This window comes from Lentzea atacamensis, from assembly GCF_003269295.1.
Classification (GTDB): domain Bacteria; phylum Actinomycetota; class Actinomycetes; order Mycobacteriales; family Pseudonocardiaceae; genus Lentzea; species Lentzea atacamensis.
Window position 1 is genome coordinate 457,886 of the sequence record NZ_QLTT01000006.1, and the last position, 24,962, is coordinate 482,847.

General features: G+C 68.6%; 28 protein-coding genes. 17 read left to right on the forward strand and 11 right to left on the reverse strand.

What is annotated here, in order from left to right; genetic code table 11:
- Positions 1-9: 9 nt before the first annotated feature.
- Positions 10-1,284, forward strand: a complete 1,275-nt coding sequence (locus C8D87_RS48970; RefSeq protein WP_112228942.1) for a PhzF family phenazine biosynthesis isomerase — start codon at positions 10-12, stop codon at positions 1,282-1,284.
- Here C8D87_RS48970 and C8D87_RS27995 read toward each other — a convergent pair.
- Entirely contained in the window at positions 1,274-1,705 is a 432-nt protein-coding gene (locus C8D87_RS27995) for a nitroreductase family deazaflavin-dependent oxidoreductase (protein ID WP_112228943.1), read from the reverse strand. The two genes, C8D87_RS48970 and C8D87_RS27995, sit on opposite strands and share 11 nt — an antisense overlap.
- Positions 1,706-1,885: 180 nt before the next feature.
- Between C8D87_RS27995 and C8D87_RS28000 the strand changes: the two genes are divergently transcribed.
- Complete coding sequence (locus tag C8D87_RS28000; RefSeq protein WP_112228944.1) at positions 1,886-2,836, forward strand: LysR family transcriptional regulator; 951 nt, start codon at positions 1,886-1,888, stop codon at positions 2,834-2,836.
- Here C8D87_RS28000 and C8D87_RS28005 read toward each other — a convergent pair.
- The gene (locus C8D87_RS28005) at positions 2,833-3,591 is read right to left on the reverse strand and encodes an NAD(P)H-binding protein (protein ID WP_112228945.1); all 759 of its coding nucleotides are present in this window, start codon (positions 3,589-3,591) and stop codon (positions 2,833-2,835) included. The two genes, C8D87_RS28000 and C8D87_RS28005, sit on opposite strands and share 4 nt — an antisense overlap.
- Positions 3,592-3,666: 75 nt before the next feature.
- Here C8D87_RS28005 and C8D87_RS28010 point away from each other — a divergent pair, with 75 nt between their 5' ends.
- The 11 genes from C8D87_RS28010 to C8D87_RS28060 all read left to right on the forward strand — a co-directional run bounded on the left by C8D87_RS28010 (position 3,667) and on the right by C8D87_RS28060 (position 12,623).
- A complete protein-coding gene (locus tag C8D87_RS28010; RefSeq protein WP_109633143.1) occupies positions 3,667-4,011 on the forward strand; it encodes a winged helix-turn-helix transcriptional regulator in 345 nt (114 codons plus the stop codon).
- Between the two features lie 343 nt (positions 4,012-4,354).
- Complete coding sequence (locus tag C8D87_RS28015) at positions 4,355-5,224, forward strand: gamma-glutamylcyclotransferase family protein (RefSeq protein ID WP_233442320.1); 870 nt, start codon at positions 4,355-4,357, stop codon at positions 5,222-5,224.
- Between the two features lie 65 nt (positions 5,225-5,289).
- Positions 5,290-5,880: a DUF4232 domain-containing protein gene (locus C8D87_RS28020; RefSeq protein WP_112228947.1), complete on the forward strand. Its 591-nt coding sequence runs from the start codon at positions 5,290-5,292 to the stop codon at positions 5,878-5,880.
- Entirely contained in the window at positions 5,881-6,357 is a 477-nt protein-coding gene (locus C8D87_RS28025) for an alpha/beta hydrolase (RefSeq protein ID WP_109631888.1), read from the forward strand.
- Positions 6,358-6,370: 13 nt separating this feature from the next.
- Positions 6,371-6,796 (forward strand): hypothetical protein, encoded by a 426-nt coding sequence (locus tag C8D87_RS28030; RefSeq protein WP_112228948.1) that lies wholly within the window; start codon positions 6,371-6,373, stop codon positions 6,794-6,796.
- 240 nt (positions 6,797-7,036) lie between these two features.
- Complete coding sequence (locus C8D87_RS28035; RefSeq protein WP_030467713.1) at positions 7,037-7,297, forward strand: hypothetical protein; 261 nt, start codon at positions 7,037-7,039, stop codon at positions 7,295-7,297.
- Positions 7,297-7,548: a hypothetical protein gene (locus C8D87_RS28040; protein ID WP_112228949.1), complete on the forward strand. Its 252-nt coding sequence runs from the start codon at positions 7,297-7,299 to the stop codon at positions 7,546-7,548. Before C8D87_RS28035 ends, C8D87_RS28040 begins: the two co-directional genes overlap by 1 nt.
- Complete coding sequence (locus C8D87_RS28045; RefSeq protein ID WP_112228950.1) at positions 7,548-10,364, forward strand: FtsK/SpoIIIE domain-containing protein; 2,817 nt, start codon at positions 7,548-7,550, stop codon at positions 10,362-10,364. The genes C8D87_RS28040 and C8D87_RS28045 overlap by 1 nt, the downstream gene beginning before the upstream one ends.
- Positions 10,364-10,819, forward strand: a complete 456-nt coding sequence (locus C8D87_RS28050) for a hypothetical protein (RefSeq protein ID WP_112228951.1) — start codon at positions 10,364-10,366, stop codon at positions 10,817-10,819. The genes C8D87_RS28045 and C8D87_RS28050 overlap by 1 nt, the downstream gene beginning before the upstream one ends.
- Positions 10,820-11,533, forward strand: a complete 714-nt coding sequence (locus C8D87_RS28055) for a GNAT family N-acetyltransferase (RefSeq protein WP_112228952.1) — start codon at positions 10,820-10,822, stop codon at positions 11,531-11,533.
- An 82-nt stretch (positions 11,534-11,615) separates the two neighbouring features.
- Positions 11,616-12,623: an NADP-dependent oxidoreductase gene (locus C8D87_RS28060; protein WP_112228953.1), complete on the forward strand. Its 1,008-nt coding sequence runs from the start codon at positions 11,616-11,618 to the stop codon at positions 12,621-12,623.
- Positions 12,624-12,686: 63 nt separating this feature from the next.
- Here the strand turns inward: C8D87_RS28060 and C8D87_RS28065 are convergent, their stop codons facing one another.
- Positions 12,687-14,249, reverse strand: coding sequence for an FAD-binding oxidoreductase (locus C8D87_RS28065; protein WP_112228954.1), 1,563 nt, complete (start codon positions 14,247-14,249; stop codon positions 12,687-12,689).
- Here C8D87_RS28065 and C8D87_RS28070 point away from each other — a divergent pair.
- Positions 14,248-14,823 carry a TetR/AcrR family transcriptional regulator gene (locus C8D87_RS28070; protein ID WP_112228955.1) on the forward strand — a complete coding sequence of 192 codons (576 nt, stop codon included), beginning with the start codon at positions 14,248-14,250 and terminating at the stop codon, positions 14,821-14,823. The two genes, C8D87_RS28065 and C8D87_RS28070, sit on opposite strands and share 2 nt — an antisense overlap.
- Complete coding sequence (locus C8D87_RS28075; protein ID WP_112228956.1) at positions 14,820-16,205, forward strand: glycerol-3-phosphate dehydrogenase/oxidase; 1,386 nt, start codon at positions 14,820-14,822, stop codon at positions 16,203-16,205. The genes C8D87_RS28070 and C8D87_RS28075 overlap by 4 nt, the downstream gene beginning before the upstream one ends.
- A gap of 71 nt (positions 16,206-16,276) precedes the next feature.
- Here the strand turns inward: C8D87_RS28075 and C8D87_RS28080 are convergent, their stop codons facing one another.
- From C8D87_RS28080 to C8D87_RS28090, 3 genes are read right to left on the reverse strand one after another with little or no spacing between them, the layout of a single operon-like run.
- Positions 16,277-17,896, reverse strand: a complete 1,620-nt coding sequence (locus tag C8D87_RS28080; RefSeq protein WP_112228957.1) for a WXG100 family type VII secretion target — start codon at positions 17,894-17,896, stop codon at positions 16,277-16,279.
- Positions 17,893-18,201: a type VII secretion target gene (locus tag C8D87_RS28085; protein WP_112228958.1), complete on the reverse strand. Its 309-nt coding sequence runs from the start codon at positions 18,199-18,201 to the stop codon at positions 17,893-17,895. Before C8D87_RS28085 ends, C8D87_RS28080 begins: the two co-directional genes overlap by 4 nt.
- Positions 18,202-18,226: 25 nt before the next feature.
- A complete protein-coding gene (locus C8D87_RS28090) occupies positions 18,227-18,679 on the reverse strand; it encodes a YbaB/EbfC family nucleoid-associated protein (protein ID WP_109633140.1) in 453 nt (150 codons plus the stop codon).
- A gap of 129 nt (positions 18,680-18,808) precedes the next feature.
- Between C8D87_RS28090 and C8D87_RS28095 the strand changes: the two genes are divergently transcribed.
- Complete coding sequence (locus C8D87_RS28095) at positions 18,809-19,717, forward strand: ABC transporter ATP-binding protein (protein WP_109631866.1); 909 nt, start codon at positions 18,809-18,811, stop codon at positions 19,715-19,717.
- Positions 19,714-20,895, forward strand: coding sequence for an ABC transporter permease (locus tag C8D87_RS28100; RefSeq protein ID WP_112228959.1), 1,182 nt, complete (start codon positions 19,714-19,716; stop codon positions 20,893-20,895). Before C8D87_RS28095 ends, C8D87_RS28100 begins: the two co-directional genes overlap by 4 nt.
- A gap of 250 nt (positions 20,896-21,145) precedes the next feature.
- Here the strand turns inward: C8D87_RS28100 and C8D87_RS48025 are convergent, their stop codons facing one another.
- From C8D87_RS48025 to C8D87_RS28125, 5 genes are all read right to left on the reverse strand, one after another.
- Positions 21,146-21,340, reverse strand: coding sequence for a deoxyribodipyrimidine photo-lyase (locus C8D87_RS48025; RefSeq protein ID WP_233442321.1), 195 nt, complete (start codon positions 21,338-21,340; stop codon positions 21,146-21,148).
- 43 nt (positions 21,341-21,383) lie between these two features.
- Complete coding sequence (locus C8D87_RS28110) at positions 21,384-21,659, reverse strand: hypothetical protein (protein ID WP_146771890.1); 276 nt, start codon at positions 21,657-21,659, stop codon at positions 21,384-21,386.
- 180 nt (positions 21,660-21,839) lie between these two features.
- Positions 21,840-23,153 (reverse strand): citrate synthase, encoded by a 1,314-nt coding sequence (locus C8D87_RS28115; protein ID WP_109631858.1) that lies wholly within the window; start codon positions 23,151-23,153, stop codon positions 21,840-21,842.
- Positions 23,154-23,377: 224 nt separating this feature from the next.
- Positions 23,378-24,322: a carbohydrate kinase family protein gene (locus C8D87_RS28120; protein ID WP_112228961.1), complete on the reverse strand. Its 945-nt coding sequence runs from the start codon at positions 24,320-24,322 to the stop codon at positions 23,378-23,380.
- A complete protein-coding gene (locus C8D87_RS28125; RefSeq protein ID WP_109631854.1) occupies positions 24,319-24,903 on the reverse strand; it encodes a TetR/AcrR family transcriptional regulator in 585 nt (194 codons plus the stop codon). Before C8D87_RS28125 ends, C8D87_RS28120 begins: the two co-directional genes overlap by 4 nt.
- Between the last annotated feature and the right edge of the window lie 59 nt (positions 24,904-24,962).

Below are 24,962 nucleotides of genomic sequence, written 5' to 3' on the forward strand. Positions count from 1 at the left end.
TATGGGCTGATGGAACTCGTGCAGTGGGGCGACGAGCACTTCGAGCACTTGCTGCGCTGGGCGACCGACCCGCGGATGACCAGGTACGTCGGCGACGGGCAGCCCTGGACGCCGGAGTACGTGGCCGAACGGCACGAGCAGGCGTTGCGGCACTGGGAGGGCTACGGCTTCGGCATGCACGCCGTCGTGGAGGACGGCGAGGTCATCGGGATCGGGCAGATGCTCGAGGGCGATCTGGGAGAGATCGAGATCGGCTACTGGGTGGATCCGGGGCACTGGGGACGCGGCGTCGCCACGAGGATCGCCGAGGAGCTGCGGGACAAGGCGCTCGCCATCGCCGACCGCGTCGTCGCCGGCCACGTGGCGGAGAACACCGCGTCCGGCCGCGTGCTCGAGAAGGCCGGGCTGACCTACTTCACCAGCAAGAACATGGGCGGAAGACTTCAGCACTGCTACGCGTTGGAGCGAGGTATGAGCGACACGGGGGTTTTGCGCTACAGCGCGTTCACGAAGGATCCGGCAGGCGGCAACCCGGCGGGCGTGGTGCTCGACGCGACCGGCCTGTCCGACGACGAGATGCTCGCCATCGCCGCGAAGGTGGGCTACTCGGAGACCGCCTTCGTGCTGCCGAGGGAAGGGCGCGAGTTCGACGTCCGGTACTTCAGCCCGAAGGCCGAGGTGCCGTTCTGCGGTCACGCCACGATCGCCACGGCCGTCGCGCTGGCGGAGCGGATCGGCGACGGCGCGCTGACGTTCCACACGCCGGCCGGTGAGATCACCATCGAGACCGCCGACGGTACGGCTTCGCTCACGAGCGTGCCCACCAGTACGTCCGAGGCGGACCCGGAGCTGGTCTCGGCCGCACTGGAAGCGTTGCGGTACAAGGAGATCGGCGATGGGCCGGTGCACGTCGGCTTCGGCGGCGCACGGCACCTGCTGATCCCGCTGAAAGACCGCGAACAGCTCGCGAACCTCGACTACGACTTCGACGCACTGCGCGACCTGTTGCTGGCGCACGACCTCACGACCGTGCACCTGTTCTGGCGCGAGTCCGCGGACCTCGTGCACGCCCGCGACCCGTTCCCGGTCGGTGGCGTGGTGGAGGACGCGGCGACGGGCGCTGCCGCCGCCGCGTTCGGTGGCTACCTGCGCGACCTCGAAGGGCCGCAACGGTTCGTCATCAGCCAGGGCGAGGACATGGGCAGGCCGTCACGGCTCGAGGTCGACGCCACGCGCGAAGACCGCCGCGTCACCGTGACCGGCGCGGCCGTCGTCATCCCTTGATCGGCTCCAGTACCACAACGGGAATCTCGCGGTCCGTCTTCTTCTGGTAGTCGGCGTAGGACGGCCAGACCTCGTTCATCAGCTTCCACAGCCGGTCTCGCTCGTCGGGACCGGCTGTGCGGGCGCGCGCCTGGAACTTGTCCGCCTCGACCTGAACGTCCACCACGGGATCGGCTGCGAGGTTCAGGTACCACGACGGGTGCTGGGGCTTGCCGCCCTGCGACGCGACCACCACGTAGTCGTCACCGGCGCGCTGGTAGATGAGCGCGGTGCGCCGCATCTCGCCGCTCTTGCGCCCCTTGGTGGTCAGCAGCAGCGTGAACACACCTGGCCGCCACTCATGACCTTCGGCGCCGCCGGTCTCGACGTACTTCTGTATGTGCTCGTTCACCCAGCCAGTGGGAGAGTCCTTCACCGCCATGGGTTCGACGCTACTGCCGCGGAGCGCAGGGTGCGCGGCAGCAGCGTCGAACCGAGGGGTGCGCACCCTCCCGCGCCGGACCCTGGACGCTGCCGCAAGCGCCGGGCCGGGAGATCTTCGACATCACTATGCCCCGATCGAAGGGTGGCGGCGCATTCAGAACGGGGATACAAGGTCTTTATGCCCGAGCTGGAGCTCCGCCACCTCCGCGCGGTTCGCACCATCGCCGAGGAAGGCAGCGTGACCAGGGCCGCCACGCGGCTCGGACTGACCCAACCCGCTTTGTCGGCCCAGCTGCGCACGGTCGAGAGACTGGTCGGCGGCCAGCTCTTCGACCGGACGCGCAACGGTTGCATCCCAACGGACCTGGGCCGTCGTGTGCTGGGCACGGCCAGACTGGTCCTCGACGAGATGGCTCAGCTGATCAGCACCACGAGGGAGACGGACCGCTGCGGCCCGTTGTACCTGGGCTGCATCTCGATCCTGTACTTCGCGGCGCTCGTCGAGGGACTGCGGCAGCTCAACGCCGATGTGCGGGCGGAGGTGCGGCAGTCGTCGCCGGAGATCGTGGACCTGCTGGAACAGGGCCGGGTGCACGTGGCCCTGTTCGAGTTCTTCGACGGCATGCCGTCACGCGACCTCGCGGGCATCGAGCTGCGCAAGCTCGTGAGCGAACCGGCGTTCGTCGCGGTGTCGGAGAAGGACCCGCTGGCGCGGCAGGAGGAGATCGACCTCGCCCAGCTCGCCGACCGCGACTGGGTCACGCCGCCCGCGCAGATGATGGGCAACCGGATGCAGGTGTTCCAGGCGTGCGCGGACGCCGGTTTCGCACCCAGGCTGACCCACCACACCGGCGAGTCGAACATGGCGCGCGGCCTGGTCGCGAGCGGTGCCGTGTCGTTCGCCGCGGCACCCTCGCGCACCGGTGAGGGCATCGTGATCCGCAAGCTGCGCGGCACGCCGTTGATGACGGACATCTTCGTGGCGACGCGGCGGGACTCGCCGGTGGCGGGGCGGGCGCACGAGGTGTTCGCGTGCGCCGCCGACGCCTACCGGTCGGTGCTGGACCGCAATCCCGAGTACCGCAAGTGGTGGGACGCGCACCCGGAGGCGCACCCCGAGTTCACCTAGACGGCGATGGGGCGCGAAGGCCGCCCGATCAGCTTCTCCAGGTCAGGGCGGACCTCGGCGAGCACACCCTCGCGGATCGCCGCGAAGAAGTCGACCACGAACGGGGGCATGCCGGCCGCGATCAGGTCCTCGTCGCTCACGTCGCGGAACTTCTCGCCGGCGACCTCGGGGAACGACCAGCTCGTGGAGCCGGTGAGCTCGTAGACGGCGTTCTCGTGGCCGTCCGTGGTCAGTGCGACGGCGGCGGCCAGCGCGAGGTCGTCACGCGGGGCGCTCGCGACGCGGCCGTCCTTGGTCGAGGTGGCGACGACGTCCTGGGCCAGCGTGTCCAGGTAGTTCTCGTGGTACATGCCGTTGCGCAGGAACGTGAAGGTCAGGCCGGTCGCGCGGATCGCTTCCTCGGCGGCCTTGTGCACCTCGGCGACGCTCAGCGTGGACGTGTCCGCGTCGGTCACGCTGGTGTAGAAGACGTGGCCCACGCCGTGCTCCTTCGCCTTGGCGATGGCGTTGGCGTGCTGCTGGATGCGGACGGCGGAGTCGTGCGCGTCCGCGGACACGATCAGCAGCTTGTCGACGCCGCGGAAGTCGAGGGTCTCGGGCCGGTCGAAGTCGCCCTGACGCACCTCGACGCCTTCGAGGGTGAACTTCTCCGGGCTCCGCACGGACACGATGACCTGCTCGTCCGTGCGGTCGAGGACGTAGCGGACGACTGCGCCGCCGAACTGGCCGGTTGCTCCGGTGATGAGGATCGTCATGGCGTCAAAGCTATGGTTAGCGCTAACCTCTGGTAAGTACCCACTTTGAAGTTGGGTACTTACGTGGAGGTGAGCATGCAGGTCACGATATGTCCGGAGCGGGCGATCATGGAGCACGTCACAAGCCGATGGGGCGTGCTGGTGCTCCAGGCACTGTCCGACGGCAGCTCGTGGCGGTTCAGCGACCTGCGCCGCAAGCTCGAGGTCGTGAGCGAGAAGATGCTCACCCAGACGTTGCGGACGCTGGAGCGCGACGGCTTCGTGCACCGCGAGGTGAAGCCGGTCATCCCGCCGCACGTCGAGTACACCCTGACGCCACTCGGAAAGGGCGCGGCAGGGCACCTCGTGGCGCTGTCGTCGTGGATCGAGGCGAACTACCCGGAGGTCGCCCAGGCACAGAACCGCTACGACGAAGCCTGAGACTCGCCGGAGTGTCGAAGGATAGACATCGGGCCAGTCACTCGAATGCGCAGTGAAGGTTCTCACTAAACACCCACAAAGCCGAGTGAAACATCGGATGGGTCACGATTAGGGGGCGCAATCTGGCCCCTCCCGCTGGCACAATGGACCAATGGCCCAACCGTTCACCGACGAAAGCCATCCGGCGGAGCCCTATCCGGGGACTCGTCCAGACCACTGTTTCGTCCACGTCGACGAAACAGGCTGGCCAGTGCGACCAGACCTCACGATGGAGTCGGGATGGCGGGTAGAGCCGGAGAACATCGACCTAGACCAATGGCTCGCAAACCACGGTGAGCCCCCGTTGGCTGCCCGGATGCCGGTGCTCGGCTACGGCTCGAACGCCAACCCCAGCAAGGTCACCTGGCTCCGCGAGGAGCTCGGTCTCGAAGGCCCCGCGGTCGTGCTTCGCGCACGGTGCGAGGGCCTTTCTGCCGTCTGGGCCGCGGGCATGCGCGCGCGTGACGGCCAGCGCCCGGCAACGCTCGCGGCCGAACCCGGCCACGTCGAGGAGCACTCGGTCTGGTTCGCCACGCCCGAACAACTCCGCGTGCTGGACCGCTGTGAGGGCCGCGGACTGCGCTATCGCCTCGTACGCCTGCACACGGGCCGCGTGGTGCTGTACAACGGCGGTGTCATCGACTCGGTCCTGGCGTACACGGCAGGCTCCAAGAAGCGGATGCCCGTGCTCGTGAACGGCCGTATGGTCCGGTGTGAGGACGTGTCGCAGCGACATGCCCGTGTGCTGGGCGGGGTGCCGGCGATGACCGACGGACTGGACGTGACCGAGGTGCACGGCGTTCCGTCCGCCGACGACTGGCCGGAGCTGCTGTTCGTCTACGGCACGCTCCAGCCGGGCGCAAGCGCTTGGGATCTGATGGAGCCGCACGTCGTGGAGTCGGAGGAGACCCACCTGCCCGGCACGTTGTTCGACACGGGCCTCGGCTACCCGGCACTGCGTCCAGGCGCCGGCCTCGGCGTGCCCGGTTTCGTGCTGCGGCTGCGCTCACCCGAGGACGCGCTGCCGCTGCTCGACGAGTACGAGGGCGACGACTACCGGCGCGTGCGGGTCGTGCTGCCCGACGGGCGAATCGCCTGGACGTACCTGTGGACGGCGGCCGTGAAGGGCATGCCGGAGCTGCCCGACGGATGGGCCGTCCACCAGATCCGGTGAATTTCCGGCAGGTTGTGTGGGTGACTTGGTGAGTGGGCACATCCTCACTGGTAGGAGGTGCATCCATGACTCGACGGTTGATCGCTTGCGGACTGCTGGTGCTCGCTTCCGTGACGGCCTGCGGGGACAGAACCGCGGACACCGGGTCTGCCACGCTGCCGATGTCGACTCCGTCGTCGCCCTCCGCTTCACCCGCGGAGGCCGCCGACGAGTCCGCGGCTCCCGCGGCTCCCGCGGTCAAGCGTTGCGACGCGTCCGTCCTCAAAGGCGCGGTCGAGCCGACCGATGCCGGTGCCGGCAACAGGTACGCCAAGTTCGTGGTGACGAACTCCAGCACCGCACCGTGCACGCTGAACGGCTACAGCGGCTTCCAGCTGCAGACCGCCGGCGGCGCCGCGGTGCCGACCAAGCTGGAGCGCAAGGCCGATCCCGGCCCGAAGGCGATCTCGCTCGCGCCGGGCGCCAAGGCGGTCGCGAACCTGCACTGGTCCATCGTCCCGGCCGGCGACGAGCCCGTGGACAAGCCGTGCGAGCCGGAGGCCACGCAGGTCGCGGCGATCCCGCCGGACGAGACGGCACCGCTGTCCGTGCCGTGGACCTACGGCCCGGTGTGCTCCGGTGGCCGGATCGAGATCAGCGCGTTCTACGCTGCGTAAATGGACGTACCAGGATGGCTCGCCGTGTTGCCGCACGGCGAGCGCATCGCCTCTTCGCTGCGCTCCGCCGGGGTTGCGGTCGCGGTGACCGAGGACGTCGAGGCCGCGGTGAAGGCCGCCGACCGACCGGTCGTCCTCATTGGACACTTCACCGGCGCACCCGCCGCGGTCCGTTACGCGCAAACGCATTCAGGGCTCGCCGCACTGGTGCTGGTATCACCGGTGCTGGGCATGTGGGACGGCGCGTCCGACGAGCTGGCCGACCTGATGGACGAGGTCAACTTCGGGCCGGCGCTGGGCGAGCTGCCGACGTTGTGGTTGCACGGGTCGGATGACGAGATCGTGCCGATCTCGGACACGCGCGCGGGAACGGACAGGATTCGCGGGACCGCCTTCGAGGAGCACATCGTCGACGGGCTGCTGACCGACGCCGAGGCCGTCATGCGGGTGCTGGAATTCGCGCGCCGTGTCGTCTGACACCATTTTGGGCGTGGAAGACCTCGTGCTGCTGATCACCGTGGTGGTCGAGGCGGCGGACGAGCAACAGGCGCGTGCCGCGTGCGACGCGCTCATCAACCGTGCTGACGCGCGGGTCGTGGACGCCCGTGACTGCTCGGACGAGGAGCCGGGGTGCTGGGCCGTCATCATCACCGAGCCGAGCTCGGAGAAGGCCACGCACAACGTCTCCGCGGCCCTGGCGCGGGCGGTTCGCACCTTCGTGCGGGGGCTGGGTGACGGTTTCCCGACCCCGCGGGTGGCGTGCGAGCCGCCGACGGCGTGGACGGTGCTGGACGACCCCGAGCTGATCAACGGGCTGGTGCCGGGAGCCGAGCGCGTCCTGGTCGAGGCGTGGGCAGGAGATGACCCGTTCGGTGCAGGTACTCCGCGTGACAACTCACCCGCAAGGCCGTCTTGATTCACCCGGCCGGTCGGTAGGTCTTCACAACGGGGTGTAGGCGGCATTGTGAGGGTTACTACACGCTCAGTCGAGGGGCCAGCGCCGCGCCTAACTGATCATTAAATCAAGGCCCGTTCGAGTGGATTCAGGCATCCACCCAGTTAGCCGATCTTCGGTCTCAACTGTGAAAATCTGGGCACAATCTCTACTGAGGGTGGTTGTACGACCGCCCTGTTCCGGGAGGGTTCGGGAGTCGACATGGCCAGCATCGAAGAGGTCCGTGCCGCAATTGCCCAGGCGATCGACAAGGCGAGCCAAAGCCAGTCGGCCCTCCAACAGGCGGCTGAGCTCGCCGAGGACGCGCAGCAGCTGCTGACATCGGTCACGCAGGGCTCCGTGCAGGCGGACGTCGAGACGACGAACGCCCAGTTCGCCCAGGTCGTGTCCGGCGTGAGCGAGCTGCAGAACTACCTCGGCGCGGGCATTTCCGGGGCCGAGGGCATCAACAGCAGGCTTTGATGGCATCCATCGCCGACGTTCGCGCCGCGCTCGAGCAGGCGAGCGAGATCCTGCGTGAGGCGTACCGGAGTGTCCGCAGCGCGCAGGAGGGCCTCGACGAGGCGGTCGCGATCCTCGCCGAGTCGAGCGAGAACCACCACGAGTCGCTGCTTCCACCGGAGTTCGTGCGCGCGAAGGAAAGATTCCCCGATCAGCTGGAACTGATGGTGGGAACCCTAGAGCGCATCCAACGACTCACCGTGGAGCTGTGATGAGCAGGCGGGACGAGCGGCGACGGAGGATCGAGGAAGCCTTCACGGAGTTCCAGCGCGCCGTTGCGGCCGCGCTGGGCTCCGTGGCGCGTGAGCACCGGGCACTCGCCACCGAGCACGCGAAGGACATGTTCGAGTTCACTGTGCGCGGCATGGGCGCCGACAAGGCGCTGCGCGACACCGCGCTGGCGAACGTGACACCGTTCCTGGTGGTCGACGAGAAGCGCGAGAGAAACCCGCGCCAGGCTCCGCTCTCGATGGCCCAGTTCGCCGAGCGGCTCGCCCAGATCAAGCACGACTGGCAGCAGTCGTACCACGAGTGGACCACGACCGGTCCCGACCAGCTGACGGCGCTGGTGAACTCGGTCGCCGCCGGGCCGGCGTCGTGGCCGCACGAGTCGTGGCTCGGCACGCCTGGCACGCACGACGGCAGCGAGGGCGTGCCGGAGCTGTGGCGGATCGGCACGGGCGTGGTGACGTCCGCGCCGGAGACGCAGCCGTTCCCGGTGGCGGTTCCGCTGCTGGACCAGGCGCACCTGCACATCTCGTCCACTTCGGACAGCCGTCAGCTCGCGGACACGCTGGTGGAGAACCTGTTGCTGCGGGTGCTGTCGCACTTCCAGCCGGGTCTCGTGCACGTTCACGTGTGGGACGTCGGCCAGCTGACCGGGTCGTTGCCGGGCCTCTACCCGTTGACCCGCGCCAACCTGCTGACGGTGCACGACCCGGCGCGGCTGCACGAGCTGCTGGACGAGCTGTCCGAGCACATCCGCCAGGTGCACACGAAGGTTCTGGTCGACGGGCACCTGACCGTTCGATCGGTCAGCGGTGAGGGCAGGCGCACCGAGCCGTGGCGGATCGCCGTGTTGTTCGGCAACCGCAAGGCGTTGAAGGAAGAGCACCAGCAGCAGCTGCAACGCGTGGCGCGCAACGGTTTGGCGTGCGGGGTGCAGTTGTTCATCGTGGACATCCCGATCACGATCAACTCGCCGGTGGAGACCGTGTCGTTGCGCGGTGACGGCACCGCGACCTGCACGATGACCGGCAAGCACGTCACCGTGACGCTTGATCCGCCGCTGCCGCGGACTCTCGTGCCGCGCGCCTGTGCCGCCATCGCGGAGAAGCGCGAGGAGCGGCGGACGCGCATGAGCACCTTCGGCGATCTGCTGCCCGAACGGCCGTGGACCGAGAACTCCGCCGCCGGAGTCATTGCGCCCGTTGGCTTCGACGACGGTGAGCCGGTGTGCGTGCAACTCGGCGACACCTCGCCGCACGCGTTGATCGGTGGACCTTCGGGTTCAGGTAAGACGAACTTCCTCTACGCGATGCTCGGTTCGTTGTGTGCGCGGTACTCGCCGGACGAGCTGGAGCTGTACCTGCTGGACTTCAAGGAAGGCGTGTCGTTCGCGCAGTTCGCGCCGGGCCGCAAGGACCCGTCGTGGCTGCCGCACGCGCGCCTGGTCGGCGTGAACGTCAACACCGACCGCGAGTTCGGCGTGGCGCTGCTGAAGTTCCTGTCCGACGAGATGCGCCGGCGCGCGGACGCGGCCAAGCAGCACGAGGTCACGAAGCTGGAGCACCTGCGCGCGGAGGACCCGAACGGGCGCTGGCCGCGGATCGTCGCGGTGATCGACGAGTTCCAGTACCTCTTCGGCGAGCGCGACCAGGTCACCGCCGCCGCGACCCAGCTGCTGGAGGACGTGGCGCGGCGCGGTCGCTCGCAGGGCATCCACCTGGTGCTGTCGTCGCAGGACGTCTCGGGCATCGAAGGGTTCTGGGGCAAGTCGGCGATCTTCGAGCAGTTCACCGTCCGCATCGCCCTGCCCAAGGCCCGCCGGGTGCTGGCCGAGCCGCAGAACGACGCCGCCGTGGAGCTCCCCCGCTGGCACGCGGTGATCAACCACGAGTCGGGGGTGAAGCCGGGCAACGAGATCTGCCGCATCCCGGACTCGACGTCCAAGGGCACCATGGACTTCCTGCAGAACGAGCTGTGGCGCCGCGAGCCTGGCGAGGCCCCAGGCCTCTTCGACGGAAGCAAAGTTCCCTTTCTCGACGCACTGCCGGACTTCCTCGAACTGCGGCCGGGCGACGCTTCGCCTACCGTGCTGTTGGGACAGGTGATCGACGTCGCGGGCAGCGCGGCACGGGTGCGGTTCGCCCGCACCCCCGGCCGCAACATCGCGGTGATCGGCTCCGTGGTCCAGGACGCGGCCGCCGTGCTCGGCGGAGCGGCCGCGTCCCTGGGCAGGCAGCACGAGCCGTCCGAGGCGGCGTTCTCCCTGGCGTGCCTGGTCGACGAGGCCATGCCGGCGGCGTTGCATCTGGCGAAACGCCTGAGCGCCGACGGTCATGATGCTTCGGTGATCGGCATCGACGGCATCCGCGAGCTGCTGAACCGCACGGCGGCCCGCCTGCAGTCGCTGAACACGGGCACGTCCGACACGCCGCCGTCACCGCACTACCTGGTGCTCTACGGCGTGGACGCGGCACACACGTTGCTGGAGCAGAAAGATCCGGCAACGCGGGCGTCCGGCCTGGACAGCCTGCGCACGGTTCTCAAGCACGGCCCGGAGAACCGCACCCACGTGCTGGGCTGGTGGCGAGGCGTCACGAGGCTCAAGGCGAGCCTCCCACCAGGCGTCTACGACGACATCGGCGCATGGGTGGCGTTCGACGTCCAGGGCAAGGAGCTGCTGTCGCTCGGACCGGAACAGGTGATGGCGTGGTCGCCCCGACCACGCCGAGGCCTGTTCTTCGACCGGTTCGAGCACTCGCGACCGCAGGTGATCATCCCGTTCGACACAGGAGAAGCGTGATGAACCCGATGATGACGACGATGTTCGAGTCGGTCCCGTCGCAGCGTCGGAGCGAGGAGGTGATCGAGGTGCCGGCCGTGCCGGAGAGCGTTTCAGCCGTGGAGCGCTACAAGGAGATCATCGCCATCGCCACCGACGCGGCAACCCGCCAGCGCAAGCTGGACGAGGTCCGCTGCGCCGAGCTGGCCGAGCGAATCGCCCAGACCCAGCACCAGATCGCCGAGGTCCGCGACCGCGAGCGGGTCGTCCGCATGGGTGCCGCCCTGCACTGGGAACAGGCCGTGGAGCAACTCTGGAACGAGCGCTGGCTCCAGATGGTCACGCCCCCGCTCCCGGACGAGTCCGTCCCGCCACGCCCGCAAGGCGAGTACAACCGGGCCATGGACCTCGCCTACCAGGCTCTCGAGGACTCCCTGGCCAAGCGAACCCTGTTGCGCCGCAAGCAGAAGGACTGAGTGCGCCGCTTACGCACCACCGCCGACATCCAGGACGCCTCCGCCGACCCTCTGATCCGCTGGGCGGCGCAGGCCCTGTCTTCCGGTGGCGCAGCGTGGGAACACCGCGGCGCGGTAGCCGTGCACGCCCCTTCACTGACCCGGCGCCGCCGCCTGGTCCTCTCCGGCCCACCGGAGGGCGTGGCCTCGTTGCTGGCCGCGCACGGCCGAGGCACGAACCTGCGCCCACTGATGGAACGCACGCTGGCCCAAGAGGTCGCTTCTCTGATGCCCACACCGTGGACGGAGGACAAGCCCTTCGGCTGGATGGACCGCGCGGGCACGCTGGATCCCCCGCCCGACGTCCACTGGCTGTCCACAACAGACGGCGTGGAACCGCTGCTGCGCGCCGCCCTCCCCGAGTCCTGGGCCTGGCCGGGCGAACCAGGAGTCCGCCGCTGGGCCGGCGTCCACGCGAACGACACCCTCGTCGCCACAGCAGCCGAAGCGTGGTCCTCGACCGACGTCGGCTTCATGATGGGCGTGGCCGTCCACCCGTCCCACACAGGCCAGGGCCTGGGCCGGCGCGTCTGCCAGTTCGTGACGTCATCCCTGCTCACCCTCTACGGCACGTGCGCGCTCTTCGTGGAGAACTACAACGCCCCGGCCATCGCCCTCTACCGCAAACTCGGCTTCGCCTATCGAGACCTCACCACCCTCCTTCCTGCGGTCTAGCTCACAATCCGGAACAGTCGAACCGCACAGCCGGTTGAAACGGATAACTGATCCGCAATTCCTGGATGGAGATGGTTCGATCATGACCAGCACCGCACTCGAGGTCCGGCTCGCGTCCCGCCCCAAGGGCTGGCCGACCGAGGACAACTTCGAGATCGCCGAGGTCGAGATCCCCACCCCGGGCGAAGGCCAGATCCTGGTGCGCAACGTGGTCATGAGCGTCGACCCGTACATGCGCGGCCGCATGAACGACGTGAAGTCGTACGTCCCCCCGTTCCAGGTGGGCAAGCCCCTGGAAGGCGGCGCCGTGGGCGAGGTGGTCGCCTCCAACGCCGAGGGCATCGCAGTGGGCGACAACGTCCTGCACGGCCTCGGCTGGCGCGAGTACGCCGTCCTGGACGCCAAGCACGCGGTGAAGGTCGATCCCGACGTCGCTCCCCTGGGCGCGTACCTCGGCGTCCTGGGCATGACCGGCCTGACCGCCTACGCGGGCCTCCTGGTCACCGCCGAGTTCAAGGAGGGCGACACCGTCTTCGTGTCCGGCGCAGCAGGCGCCGTGGGCCAGATCGTGGGCCAGATCGCCCGCCTGAAGGGCGCCGCGCGCGTGATCGGCTCGGCGGGTTCCGCCGAGAAGGTCAAGTACCTGACCGAGGAGCTCGGCTTCGACGCCGCCTTCAACTACAAGGACGGGCCTGTCGCCGAGCAGCTCGCCGCAGCTGCCCCCAACGGCATCGACGTGTACTTCGACAACGTGGGCGGCGAGCACCTCGAGGCGGCCATCGACGCCCTGAACGTGAACGGCCGGATCACGATGTGCGGCGCGATCTCCCAGTACAACGAGGCCGAGAAGCCCGCAGGCCCGAGCAACATGATCCAGATCCTCGCGAAGCGGCTGACCCTGCGCGGAATGCTGGTGGGCGACCACAAGGCCCTGCAGCAGCAGTTCGTGTCCGAGGTCGGCGCCTGGATCGCCTCTGGCGAGCTCAAGTACAGCGAGACCGTCGTCGAGGGCGGCGTCCGCCAGGCCCCGTCCGCGTTCCTGGGCATGCTGCGCGGCGACAACAAGGGCAAGATGCTCGTCCAGTTCTGACCTGAGCGAACGCACGCGGGGACCTTTCGCACTGTCACACGGTGCGAAAGGTCCCGCGTCGCGTCAGAGCAGCTTGCCGGGGTTGAGGATGCCGGTCGGGTCCAGCTGCGCCTTCACGGCTCGCAGCACGTCCACGCCGATCGGCCCGATCTCCTTCTCCAGCCAGGGCTGGTGGTCACGGCCCACCGCGTGGTGATGGGTGATGGTGCCCAGCCGGGAGATGGCATCCGAAGCAGCGACCTTGGCCCGCTCCCACTGCCCCACCGGGTCCGCGAGATCCCGTGGCACCAACACGGTGAAGTACAACGAGGCCCCGGTCTCGTAAGCGTGCGAGACATGGCACATCACCACGGGATCCCCCAACTCGGCGGTCAAAGCCGCCCGAACGGCGTCCCGCAACTCGGACACCCGAGACCAGTGCGTGGCGGTCTCCAGCGTCTCCACGCACACCCCGGCGTCCAGAAGCGCGTCCCGCTGCCGAGGTCCGTTGAACCGCCCGTGCAACCAGGCCACCCCCATGGCCCGCCCCAACCGCACGACCTTCCGCCCGCTCAACGCACTCATGGTCGCGGACCGGGACCGGCACTCCCACCCGAGAATCACCAGGCAGGGCTGCTTCACACCCCGGAACCGCAGATACTTCTTCAAGGTGGCGGCCTTCGGCCCGGCCAGCTCCAGGGCGACCTCGGTCTCGTCCACATCGGACAGACGGGTGATGTCGGCCAGCACCCCGTCCTGAGCAAGAGAACGAACGAGATCGACCCCGGCCTCCCAGCCGTCGACCACGAACCCTTCGTACCGAGGCCCATAAGGCTTGGGCCGAACCCGCACAGAAACCTCGGTGATCACCCCGAACAGCCCTTCGCTGCCGAGCACGAGCTGCTTCAGATCCGGCCCAGCAGCAGAAGCAGGAGCAGCACCGACCACCCACTCCCCCACCGGCGTCGCCACCCGCAGTGACTCCACCATGTCCTCGAACCGCCCGTACCCGGAGGACGCCTGCCCCGCGGATCGAGTAGCCGCGAACCCACCGATGGTGGCCCGCTCGAACGACTGCGGCACGTGCCCGAGCGTGAACCCGTGCTCCCCCAGCAGCCGCTCGGCCTCGGGCCCGGTCATCCCGGCCTGCAGCACGGCGACCCGGGACACGGGGTCCACGGAAACCAGCGCCCCGAGGCCGGCCAGATCCAACGCCACCACCGCGGACTTCGACCCGCGCAGCGCCTCGACCCCGCCGACGACGGAGGTCCCGCCACCGAACGGCACCACGGCAACGTCGTGCTCGACGCACACCTTCAGGACTTCGAGGACCTCGTCCGGCGTGGAGGGCTGCACAACGGCGTCGGGAACGGCCAGCGTGCCGTGGCCGCGGTGGCGCAGCAGATCCAGATAGGACAGGCCACCGGCACGTCCCAGCCGGTCGACCGGGTCGACGCTGATCCCGGCCACCGCCTCCAACGCCTCGAAGGCGTCGGTGGACAGCCCGGATTCCGGCGCCGGCACCGGCATCTCCTCGAACGGCTCGCCCAGCCCGACCCGCTGACTCAGCCAGGCCAGCGCACGAGGCGGCAGCGGCACGGTCTCAGTGGTCCATCTCGCCCTGGTCACTGCTACAGTGTTACACATGACGTCTCAACGTCACACTCACGACGCGCTGCTCGACGCCACCCGCGAGTGTGTTCTTGAGGTGGGGGTACGCCGGACAACCCTCACCGACGTGGCAAAACGCGCCGGCGTGAGCCGAATGACGCTGTACCGCCGCTACCCGGACGTCGATCACCTGGTGCGGGCGTTGATGACCAGGGAGTTCGCCGCCCTGCTGGCCGAGGTCGAAGAGACCGGCGGCCGCGGCAACGCGCGCGAACAGCTGGTCAGCAGGGCTGTGGACGCGATCAGGGCGCTGTCGGGCAACCCGCTCATGCAGCGCGTCCTCCAGCTCGACGCCGAGCTGATGCTGCCCTACCTCACCGAGCGGCTCGGCAGCACGCAACGGCTCGTCGAGCAGTTCCTCGTCGGCCAGATCGAGGCGGGACACCTCGACGGGTCGATCCGGTTCGGGGACGCCAAGACGCAGGCCCGCGTCGTGCTGCTGAGCACGCAGTCGATGGTCCTGTCCACGAAGCCCGCAACGTCCGGGCTCGACTTCACCTCGCTGCTTGACGAGCTCGCCAAGCAGCTGGACGGAGCGCTGCGACCGTGAACACGTCCCTGAACGCCATCCGCCGCGAGCAGGATCTCCAAGCTGCACAACAGGAAGTCGCCGATCTCCTCGTGATCGGCGGCGGGGTCACCGGCACGGGCGTCGCGCTCGACGCGGCGTCGCGCGGCCTCAGGACCGTGCTGCTGGAGGCGCACGACCTGGCGTTCGGGACGTCGCGCTGGTCCAGCAAGCTCGTCCACGGCGGCCTGCGCTACCTCGCGAAGGGCGACGTGAAGCTCGCCCACGAGAGCGCGGTCGAGCGCGGCATCCTGATGACCAGGACGGCACCGCACCTCATCCGCACGCTGCCGATGCTGTTCCCCTTGCACACCAACGCGAACCACTTCGTCATGGCGGGACTCAAGGCGGGCAACGCCCTGCGCATCGCCGCCGGCACCCCCGCCGGCGTGCTGCCCCGGCCGCGCCGCGTAACCCGGCACGAGGCCCTGGCGCTGGTGCCCGGCCTGAATCCGGACAAGCTCACCGGCGGACTCCTCAACTACGACGGCCAGCTCGTCGACGACGCCCGCCTGGTGGTCACCCTCGCCCGCACCGCCGCCGGCTACGGCGCCCGCATCATCACCCGTGCGAAAGTCCTGACGCTGCAAGGCGATGGCGCCGAAGCCCAGGACACGCTCACCGGCACCACGTTCAGCGTCAGGGCCAGAGCGGTGATCAACGCGACGGGCGTCTGGGCGGGCACGCTCGCGCCGGTGCAGCTGCGCCCGTCCCGCGGCTCACACCTCGTCCTGGACGCGAAGTCCGTCGGCATCACGGGAACCGCGCTGACGATCCCGGTCCCCGGTGAACGCAACCGCTACGCACTCCTGCTGCCCCAGGCGAACGGCCGCGCGTACCTGGGCCTCACCGACGAGCCGGTCGACGAGATCCCGGACGTGCCGACGGTGCCGGAGTCCGATGTGGACTTCCTGCTCAAGACCGCTTCCCACGTCCTGCAACGGGAGCTCACGCGGGAAGACGTCATCGGCAGCTACGCCGGTCTGCGCCCGCTGCTCGAAGCCGAGGGCCAGACGGCGGACCTGTCCCGCCACCACGCCGTGCTCAAGGCCCAGAACGGCGTGATCACGGTCGTCGGCGGCAAGCTCACGACCTACCGCAAGATGGCGGCGGACGCGGTCAACGCGACGAACCTGACGAAGATCCCGTGCCGCACCAAGGACATCCGCCTGGTCGACGACAAGCCGCACCCGACCACGCCGATCGCACCCGGCGTCACCGAGGCCGACGTCGTTCACGCGATCAAGCACGAAGGTGCGCTCGACATCGACGACATCCTCGACCGGCGCACCCGGATCGGCCTGGTGCCGGCCGATCGCGAGAAGGCGGCACCCGCGATCGCCGCACTCCTCTCCGCCGTGTGAAAGGGCGCCTGCAAGTACCGCCAGCCTCGCGTTGGCAGTACTTGCAGACGCCCTCGGCGCAAGGACTCAGCTCACTCGCCGATGACCGGCTTCGCGGCCTTGGGCGGGTCGACCAGGGCCTCGCCCTCGATCCGCACCTTCCGCTTGTGCTCGCTGTTGCCGCCCTGCTGACCACCGGCACCGGCGCCCATCGGAGCGCCACCCATCATGCCGCCGGCCGCACCACCGGGACCGCCACCGCCGGGACCGTGCGGAACGGCACCACCGGCAGCACCACCACCGGCGCCACCGGCAGCCATGACACCGGCCGCGCCGCCGAACTGCGTCGCCGCGGTGCCAGCGCCACCACCACCGGCCGGGCCGCCGAGGCCGGCCGGCATACCGCCACCGCCGCCACCCGTGCCGCCCATGCCCTTGGGGATGCCGCCGCCTCCACCACCACCGCCGCCACCGGCAGCCGCGGTCGCGGCGTGGTCGGTGGTGGTCGGGCGGTACCAGTCGGCGTTCGTCGTGGTCGGCGTGGCGCCGAACGACGGAGGCTTGGTCGCGCCACCGGCAGTGGTGGTCGTGTCCTGCTCCCAGTGACCCGGCACCCAGCGGCCGCCGGAACCGCCGCCCGGCGGCCGGCCGCCCTGACCGCCCTGCTGAGCCGCGGGAGGCGTGTAGATCGGGCGGACGGAAGGACCGGCGCCGATACCCGGTCCCTGGCCGTAGGGGCCCTGGTAGCCGGTCGCGTCGCCGCCCTGGTAGCCGGGACGGACGTTGCTGAGGCCGTCACCGCCAGTGTTCCTGCCGGGCGCGTTGCCGCTGACACCGCTCGTGAACGTCCCGCCGGCACCGCCATGAGCCCTGTCCTGCTGGTCGCCGCGAAGGCCGTCGAAGCCGCCGGAGGTCGGCCGGTTGACGCCACCGCCGCCACCACCGGCGCCCCTGTGCGCCAGCGCGGAGATCGCGTCGATGACCTGCTCTGCGACCTTGGCGATCTGCGAGACCTGCTTGATCAGGTTCATCAGCTTCTGCACGGAGCCGAGCAGCTTCTGCAGGAAGTCCGCCAGCTTCTTCGCGTAGTTGACCGCGGTGGTCACGATGTCCGCGATCGCGCCCGCGATGGCCGCGCCGAAGGTGAGGACCGACGCCGCCAGCCACTGGATGATCTTCATGACCATGTCGGCGACGGCCTGGCTGATCAGGTCCATGATCTGCTTGCGGACCGACGCGACGAGCTGGCCCGCACCCTCGACGGCCGCGGCGATGCCGTGGGTGGCCTTGGAGAGCGACTCGAGGCCACCAGCGTGCTTCTGAGCGGCCGCGCGGTACCCGTCGGCGGCCCTGCCCTGCCATTCGCGGGTCTGCTGGACGCAGATGCGCTTGTACTCGGTCGCGATCTCCTGGACCTGCTGGCCGGCGGACCGGTAGGTCTGCGCCATCTTGGCGATGGACTCCGGGCTGCCCAGCAGCATGTCGAACGGCTCGCGCAGGAAGTCGACGTGCTGGATCGCCCAGCTGAAGCCGGCGGAGAGGAAGCCGCTCAGCGGGTTCGCGGACATGCCGACGATGCCCATCGCCGTGTTCGCGATGCCGAGGCCCCCGGCGACCCAGTCACCCCGCTCGATGGCGGAGTACGTGCTGGAGATGTTGTTGATCAGCTGCTGCGGGTCGGTGCCCTTGGCCTGCGTCGCTGGGGCGTTCATCCCCGGCCTCCCTTGAAGCCGAACATGTTGTCGAGGTCGACCTGCTCGTACTGCTCGACCGTCTCCTTGAGCCCGATCGCCATGTCCATCAGCGAGTTCGCCGCCTTCCCGAGCCCGTCCTGCCCGAGGCCGGCCTGCTGGAGCACGTACTGCGCCAGGAATCCGCAGAAGACGCCGAAGGCCTCGGTGGTGAGCGCGCCCGGATCGCACGTCTCGGTGGCCTTGCGCAACCGGTCGGTGAGCCGGTCCACGTTCGCGGCGTGGGTTCTCAGCTCATCGATGTCGATGTTGAAGTGCTGTTGCATCGCCTACCCCCTCCTGCTCCTGCACTCAGGCCATGACTTCGGGCGGGTTGGTGAAGTACTCGTCGTCGGGCCGCGTGTCCTTGCGCTCCAACTCCGACTTCGGTTCTTCCTCGTCGGTTCCGTCGCCCGCGTATCCGTTCGGCATCTGTGCCTTCACGAAGTCGAGCGCCGGGCTCTCGCCGACGAAGTCGCCCATGATCTGCACGACGCGGCCGGAGGCCTCACGCTGAGCCTTGGTGGAGGCGGCGAGCACCGCCGTGGCGATCTCGCTGGGGTCCATGCCGCGGGCCTCCGGCTTGATCTGCAGGTCGGTCAGCACGCCTGTCGCGTTGACCGTCACCGTGATCAGGCCGTCCGGCGAGCTGGCGCTTCCGCCCACACCACCGAGCTGGCCAACGGCCTGCTCGGCCTGCTGCTTCGCCTGCTCGATCTTGGCCCCGTACTGCTTGAGCCACTGATCGGGGTCAATGGGCTGCATGGTCACCCCCGTTGAGTGAATTGGTCGTTCGTTCGATTCGCCGTAGACGCCCGTATCGTTTCACTCGTTCCCTGCTCACCGATACTTTGAGTCCGATTACCGCCATCCGGGCTAACGAAGGGATTCACCGTGCCTGAGGGGGTGCTGGAGATCGACGCGATCTCCAAGCGCTACGGGGAGGTCGTCGCCCTGCGGGACATGTCTTTCGACGTGCACGCGGGCGAGCTCTTCGGGTTCGTCGGCAGCAACGGCGCCGGGAAGACCACGACCATGCGGATCGCGCTGGGCGTGCTCGCGGCCGACTCCGGCGAGGTGCGGTGGAACGGAAGAACCGTCGACCTCGACACGCGGCGCCGCATCGGCTACATGCCGGAGGAGCGCGGCCTCTACCCGCGGATGAGAGTGCTCGACCAGTTGGTCTACCTGGCCGAGCTGCACGGCATGAGCACCAACGAGGCCCACACCAGCGCGGAGAACTGGATCGCGCGTCTCGGCCTGCGCGACCGCCGCACGGACGAGGTGCAGCGCCTGAGCCTCGGCAATCAGCAGCGCGTGCAGCTCGCGGCCGCCCTGGTGCACGAGCCGGACGTCCTGGTGCTCGACGAGCCGTTCTCCGGCCTCGACCCGGTCGCGGTGGACGTGATGAGCCAGGTGCTGCGCGAGAAGGCTTCTTCCGGGGTGCCCGTCGTGTTCTCCAGCCACCAGCTCGACCTGGTGGAACGGCTGTGCGACCGGGTCGGCATCGTCAGCGCCGGGTCGATGGTCGCGAGCGGAACGGTCGACGAGCTCCGGTCCGGCGGGGAGTCGCGGCTGGTCGTCGAGTCGCCAACGACCGACTGGGCTGCCACGCTGGACGGTGTGCGGGTGATCGAGAAGAACGGGACGCGCTGCGTGCTGGAGCTCGCTTCGGGCGTCGACGACCAGTCCGTACTGCACGCCGCTCTCGCCGCGGGCCCGGTGTACGAGTTCTCACGTCAGCGCCCGACGCTGACGGAGCTGTTCCGCAACGTGGTGACCACCGAGGCGAGGAGCACATGACGTCGGCCCGAGCGGTCTCGTTGGTGGCACGGCGCGAGTTCGTCACGAAGGTGCGCACCCGCTCGTTCCTGATCGGTACCGCGGTGATCATCGCCGTGCTCGCCGGGTACGTCGTGCTGCAGTCGGTGCTCTTCGACGACCAGCAGCGCAGCGTCGTCGGTCTCTCCGGCCAGGCGACGCAGCTCGCGGATCCGTTGCGGGAGAAGGCGAAGTCGTTCGGCATCGAGGTCGAGACGCGGGACGTCACGACCGTGGACAGCGCCGAGCGGCAGGTCCGCGACGGCTCGCTGGACGCTCTGGTGACGGGCGCGCCACCGGCGTTGAAGATGATCGTCAAGGGCTCCGGCGACGAGGTGCTGACGACGGTGCTGAACGACGTGCTGCGCCAGCAGGTGCTCGTCGCCCAGCTCGCCGAGGCGGGCATCACCCCGCAGCAGGTCGCGCAGAACCTGGCGAACGTCAACGTCGACGTCACCGCGCTGGAACCCGTTGACCCGCAACGAGGTCAGCGCCTCGCGATCGGCCTGATCGTGGCCGCGCTGCTGTACTACTCGCTGCTGGTCTACGGCACGATGGTCGCGCAGGGCGTCGTCGAGGAGAAGTCCAGCCGGGTCGTCGAGATCCTGCTCGCGACCGTGCGGCCGTGGCAGTTGTTGCTGGGCAAGGTGATCGGGCTCGGCGCGGTCGGCCTGCTGCAGCTGCTGGTGATCTCCATGGTCGGGCTGGGGCTGTCGTCGGCGTTCGACGTGATCGACGTGGGTGCTCTCGGCGCGACGGCGCTGTTGACCGGTGTCCTGTGGTACCTGCTCGGCTTCTTCTTGTACGCCACGGTGTTCGCGGCCGCCGCGTCGCTGGTGTCGCGGCAGGAGGAGCTGCAGTCGGTGCTGACGCCCATCAGCATGACGATCATCGTGGCGTTCGTGGCGGGCATCAACCTGATGATCGGCAGCCCGTCCGGCACGACGGTCACAGTCCTGTCGCTGCTGCCGCCGTTCGCCCCGATCCTGATGCCGGGCCGGATGGCGATGGGCGTGGCGACGACGTGGCAGGTGCTGCTGGCGATCGCGCTCGCGCTGGCGGCCATCGCGGCGATCACGTGGCTGGGCGGCAAGGTCTACGCGAACGCCGTGCTGCGGACCGGCGCTCGCGTGAAGCTCCGCGAGGCCCTCAAAGTCTGACGGCCTGGTAGCGGTCGAGCGCCACCTGGCGTTCGGCCGCGTGGTCGACGACCGGTTCCAGCGTGTGCGGGTCCAGGGCGACCTGATCCAGTCCAGAGTGGACGTATCGGTGTCCGCGGGCTTGTGCCAGCCGTGGTCCAGCCAGGCGTTGCGGAACGGCGTGAAGACCTTGAACGGGGTGCCGTCCGCCTTGCGAACACGGCCCGGCGTGACGGCGCAGGGCGAGCCGGTGCGATGCGCGGAACGATCTTCACCGGGTCGCAGTGCACACGACCATCAGCCGGTCGCCCAGCTCCTCGTTCAATGCGTGCAGGCAGCGGTGCAGGAAAACGATTCGCGGCTGTCCGGAAGCTTTCAGCAACCTGTCGTCGAGAACGAACAATGCGAGCGCGCGAGGGGACCTTTCCGCAGCCGCGAGAATGGCTGGATGATCGGATGTCCGCAAATCTCGGCGGAACCAGACGAGGCCGGGAACTCACCGCTCGACGCTAAAACGAACGGGGCGCGCCTGCATGACAGGCGCCCTGCACGGATGAAGCGCTGACTTCGAGGAGGATCAGCCGCACCATCTCACGGAGGCGGCTGAAGTAGTGGGCAGCGTACGGCCGATACCGGTGCGAGGCCGGATCAGCGAAGACCGGCACCACCCGGTGCAGTTCGTCGAGGAAGAGTGCGAGGTACACGATCAGGTCCTCGTCAGCCTCACCATCGCGTTCGAGCCAGGCTTTGATCCAGCTCGTCGCACCTCCGTCGAGCAGGGTCATGACCACGCCTGCGACCTCGGCGCCGGCGGTCAACCCTCGCGGGTACCGCATCTTGTCGTGCTGCTCGTACAAACGAGCCACCTCAGCCCGCACGCCCGTCACGCACCACCCCCAGAACACGCGAAAGGCGCGCCGCCCGTGGCGACGCGCCTTCAGCTTACGACCAGAATCAGCCCGCAATCAGCGGTTCTCCATCGCCACGAAGTCCCGCTCGGTCGGGCCGGTGTAGATCTGCCGCGGACGGCCGATCTTGGTGGCCGGGTCGTTGATCATCTCGCGCCAGTGCGCGATCCAGCCGGGGAGACGGCCGAGCGCGAACAGCACGGTGAAGAACTTCGTCGGGAAGCCCATCGCCCGGTAGATCAGACCCGTGTAGAAGTCCACGTTCGGGTAGAGCTTGCGGGAGATGAAGTACTCGTCGCTCAGAGCGGCCTCTTCCAGCTGCTTCGCGATGTCGAGCAGCTGGTCGTCGGCGCCGAGCTTGTTGAGGATCTCGTCGGCCGTCTTCTTGATGATCGCGGCACGCGGGTCGTAGTTCTTGTAGACCCGGTGGCCGAAGCCCATCAGGCGGACGCCGTCCTCCTTGTTCTTGACCTTGTTGACGAACGACTTCACGTCGCCGCCGTCGGCCTTGATCTTCTCGAGCATCTCGAGCACCGCGCTGTTCGCGCCGCCGTGCAGCGGGCCGAACAGGGCGTTGATGCCCGCGGAGATGGACGCGAAGAGGTTCGCCTCGGACGAGCCGACCAGGCGCACGGTCGACGTGGAGCAGTTCTGCTCGTGGTCGGCGTGCAGGATGAACAGCAGGTCCAGAGCGCGGACCAGGTCCGGGTCGAGGTCGTAGGCCTCAGCCGGGAAGCCGAAGGTCATCCGCAGGAAGTTCTCCACCAGGCCAAGGGAGTTGTCCGGGTAGAGGAACGGCTGGCCGACCGACTTCTTGTACGCGTAGGCCGCGATGGTCGGCAGCTTGGCGAGCAGGCGGATCGTGGAGATCTCCACCTGGTTCGCGTCGAACGGCGACAGCGAGTCCTGGTAGAAGGTCGACAGGGCCGACACCGCGGAGGACAGCACCGGCATCGGGTGCGCGTCACGCGGGAAACCGTCGAAGAAGCGCTTGAGGTCCTCGTGCAGCAGGGTGTGCCTGCTGATCTTCTGCGAGAAGTCCTCGAGCTGGGCGGCAGTGGGCAGCTCGCCGTAGATGAGCAGGTAGCTGACCTCGATGAAGTTCGAACGCTGGGCCAGCTGCTCGATCGGGTACCCGCGGTAACGCAGGATGCCCGCGTCACCGTCGATGTAGGTGATCTCGGAGGAGCAGGAGGCCGTGTTGACGAAGCCGGTGTCCAGGGTTACCAGACCGGTCGTCGACAGCAGTTTGCCGAGTTCGATGCCGGACGCGCCTTCGGTCGCCGGCACCACCTTCATCTCGAGCTCTCCGCCCCCGTGGCGCAGCGCGACGGTCTGGGTGTCGTTCGGCGCAGTCGTCGCGTCGGGCATTCAAGTCCCTCTCAACGCTCGGACGGGGTGGTGGCAGGTCGCACGGCCTGCCGTCGTCTCGGACCACCCCGTTGGGATCTGAGTCTTCTAAGTTCACTCACGCTAGTCGGCGGAAGGCCCGCCTCGCAGCAGCGGTGTGAACCGATTCTGTGAGATGGGACCGGCATCACATCCGTAATGCCAGTTTCTAGCGCGGCTCCTTCACGGTAGTCCGTTCCCCGGTTTTATCCAGCCAACGCAGCGGTGAGTTCGCTCGCAAAGGGCGGTTCGGCGCCCGCGCGGGAACATGTGATCGCGGCGGCTGCACCCGCGTAGGTCAATGCGGCGGTCCATTCATCGTCACCGAGTGCACGCACCTTCTCCGCGCTCAACGCGTTGTGGTCGTGCAGCCACGCGAGCAGGGAACCCTGCACGGTGTCACCGGCACCGATCGTGTCGACCACGTCGACCTTCACGGGCGGCACGTCGACCTGTCCCGTGGCGGTGATCACGGAGAGACCGTCACCACCCTTGGTGAGCACGACCGCCGCCGGTCCCTGTGAAATCCACGTCCTTGCGATCTCGATCACGTCCCGAAGATCGTCACTGTCTTCCGCGAGCCACCGGGCGTCCTCGACGGAGACCTTGAGCAGACCGACGTCGGGCAGCCACGAGCGGAACCGCGCCCGGTAGGCGCCCGGATCGTCGATGAGCCCCGCCCGGATGTTGGGGTCGAGCGCGGTGAGCAAGCGCTTGCTCTCGCGCCTGAGCACCTGCTCGTAGGTGGACGCGCCGGGCTCCAGGACGAGCGACAGCGTGCCGAACGAGACGGCCTTGGCCTCGGCGGGCAGCGGACCGGGGTCCTGCACGAGCCGGTCGGCGGTGCCCTCGACGTAGAACGAGTAGCGCGCGGAACCGTCCTCGGCGAGCCCGACGACGGCGAGCGTGGTGTTCTCCGGCCCGCGCTGGACCAGATCCGTCCGCACGTTCGACGCGTGCAGCCGCTTGATCAGCTGCTCACCGAAGTGGTCGTCCGACACCCGCGACAGGAAGCTCGTCGGCACGTCCAGCCGCCCGAGTGCGACGGCGACGTTGTACGGCCCGCCACCCAGCTTCGGCGCGAGCGGGGCGAGCTCGTCGTCCCCCATCGGCACCATGTCGACCAGTGCCTCTCCAGCAACCACGATCACTTCTGGCTCCGTTCTCTCTGGAGCCCATCCAACAACAGTTCACCCAGCGCGGTGAACGCCTCGGCGTCCGAAACACCTGCCCGTTTCGTGAGGACACCCGTCTGGATGCTCTCGATGAGCAACCCGGCCATCTCGGCGAACAGCGTGGCGTGGACCTCGCGGAAGACGTGCGTCTGCACGCCGTCCTGGATGAACGCCTTGATGCGCTCGGCCGCAGCGCGCGCGTTGCGCTCATAGGTGGCGCGGGTGGGCGGGAAAGCGGACACGTCGGCGATGAACGCCGCCGAGGCCTTGTTGAGCTCCTCGGCAGCGCCCGCGAGGTAGCTGCCGATGCGTTTGCGCACGTCGTCGAGGCCCGCGATGCGCCTTTCGATGCGCTCGGCGGCGCCCTTGAAGTAGCGGCCGACCACCCGCACGGCGAGCTGTTCCTTGCTGCCCGCGAGCGCGTACAGCGTCGATTTGGAGCAGCGCAGCCTGCCCGCGATGTCATCCAGTGTCAGATGACCGAACCCCTCGTTCAGAAAGAGGGTCTCCAACCGGGTGAGCAGCTCGGCCTGCCGCTGCGTGAGAGCCCGTGTCATGTGACGACCCTGCCACATTGACTGGCAGCTGTACTGCGGTACGTCCTACAGTACTGCTA

What these genes read in the sequence shown, in the direction of transcription:
- C8D87_RS48970 (WP_112228942.1), top strand. Translation starts at nt 10, where the DNA reads ATGGAACTCGTGCAGTGGGGCGACGAGCACTTCGAGCACTTGCTGCGC.
- C8D87_RS27995 (WP_112228943.1), bottom strand. Translation starts at nt 1,705, where the DNA reads ATGGCGGTGAAGGACTCTCCCACTGGCTGGGTGAACGAGCACATACAG.
- C8D87_RS28000 (WP_112228944.1), top strand. Translation starts at nt 1,886, where the DNA reads ATGCCCGAGCTGGAGCTCCGCCACCTCCGCGCGGTTCGCACCATCGCC.
- C8D87_RS28005 (WP_112228945.1), bottom strand. Translation starts at nt 3,591, where the DNA reads ATGACGATCCTCATCACCGGAGCAACCGGCCAGTTCGGCGGCGCAGTC.
- C8D87_RS28010 (WP_109633143.1), top strand. Translation starts at nt 3,667, where the DNA reads ATGCAGGTCACGATATGTCCGGAGCGGGCGATCATGGAGCACGTCACA.
- C8D87_RS28020 (WP_112228947.1), top strand. Translation starts at nt 5,290, where the DNA reads ATGACTCGACGGTTGATCGCTTGCGGACTGCTGGTGCTCGCTTCCGTG.
- C8D87_RS28025 (WP_109631888.1), top strand. Translation starts at nt 5,881, where the DNA reads ATGGACGTACCAGGATGGCTCGCCGTGTTGCCGCACGGCGAGCGCATC.
- C8D87_RS28035 (WP_030467713.1), top strand. Translation starts at nt 7,037, where the DNA reads ATGGCCAGCATCGAAGAGGTCCGTGCCGCAATTGCCCAGGCGATCGAC.
- C8D87_RS28040 (WP_112228949.1), top strand. Translation starts at nt 7,297, where the DNA reads ATGGCATCCATCGCCGACGTTCGCGCCGCGCTCGAGCAGGCGAGCGAG.
- C8D87_RS28045 (WP_112228950.1), top strand. Translation starts at nt 7,548, where the DNA reads ATGAGCAGGCGGGACGAGCGGCGACGGAGGATCGAGGAAGCCTTCACG.
- C8D87_RS28050 (WP_112228951.1), top strand. Translation starts at nt 10,364, where the DNA reads ATGAACCCGATGATGACGACGATGTTCGAGTCGGTCCCGTCGCAGCGT.
- C8D87_RS28060 (WP_112228953.1), top strand. Translation starts at nt 11,616, where the DNA reads ATGACCAGCACCGCACTCGAGGTCCGGCTCGCGTCCCGCCCCAAGGGC.
- C8D87_RS28070 (WP_112228955.1), top strand. Translation starts at nt 14,248, where the DNA reads ATGACGTCTCAACGTCACACTCACGACGCGCTGCTCGACGCCACCCGC.
- C8D87_RS28065 (WP_112228954.1), bottom strand. Translation starts at nt 14,249, where the DNA reads ATGTGTAACACTGTAGCAGTGACCAGGGCGAGATGGACCACTGAGACC.
- C8D87_RS28080 (WP_112228957.1), bottom strand. Translation starts at nt 17,896, where the DNA reads ATGAACGCCCCAGCGACGCAGGCCAAGGGCACCGACCCGCAGCAGCTG.
- C8D87_RS28085 (WP_112228958.1), bottom strand. Translation starts at nt 18,201, where the DNA reads ATGCAACAGCACTTCAACATCGACATCGATGAGCTGAGAACCCACGCC.
- C8D87_RS28090 (WP_109633140.1), bottom strand. Translation starts at nt 18,679, where the DNA reads ATGCAGCCCATTGACCCCGATCAGTGGCTCAAGCAGTACGGGGCCAAG.
- C8D87_RS28100 (WP_112228959.1), top strand. Translation starts at nt 19,714, where the DNA reads ATGACGTCGGCCCGAGCGGTCTCGTTGGTGGCACGGCGCGAGTTCGTC.
- C8D87_RS28110 (WP_146771890.1), bottom strand. Translation starts at nt 21,659, where the DNA reads ATGACCCTGCTCGACGGAGGTGCGACGAGCTGGATCAAAGCCTGGCTC.
- C8D87_RS28115 (WP_109631858.1), bottom strand. Translation starts at nt 23,153, where the DNA reads ATGCCCGACGCGACGACTGCGCCGAACGACACCCAGACCGTCGCGCTG.
- C8D87_RS28125 (WP_109631854.1), bottom strand. Translation starts at nt 24,903, where the DNA reads ATGACACGGGCTCTCACGCAGCGGCAGGCCGAGCTGCTCACCCGGTTG.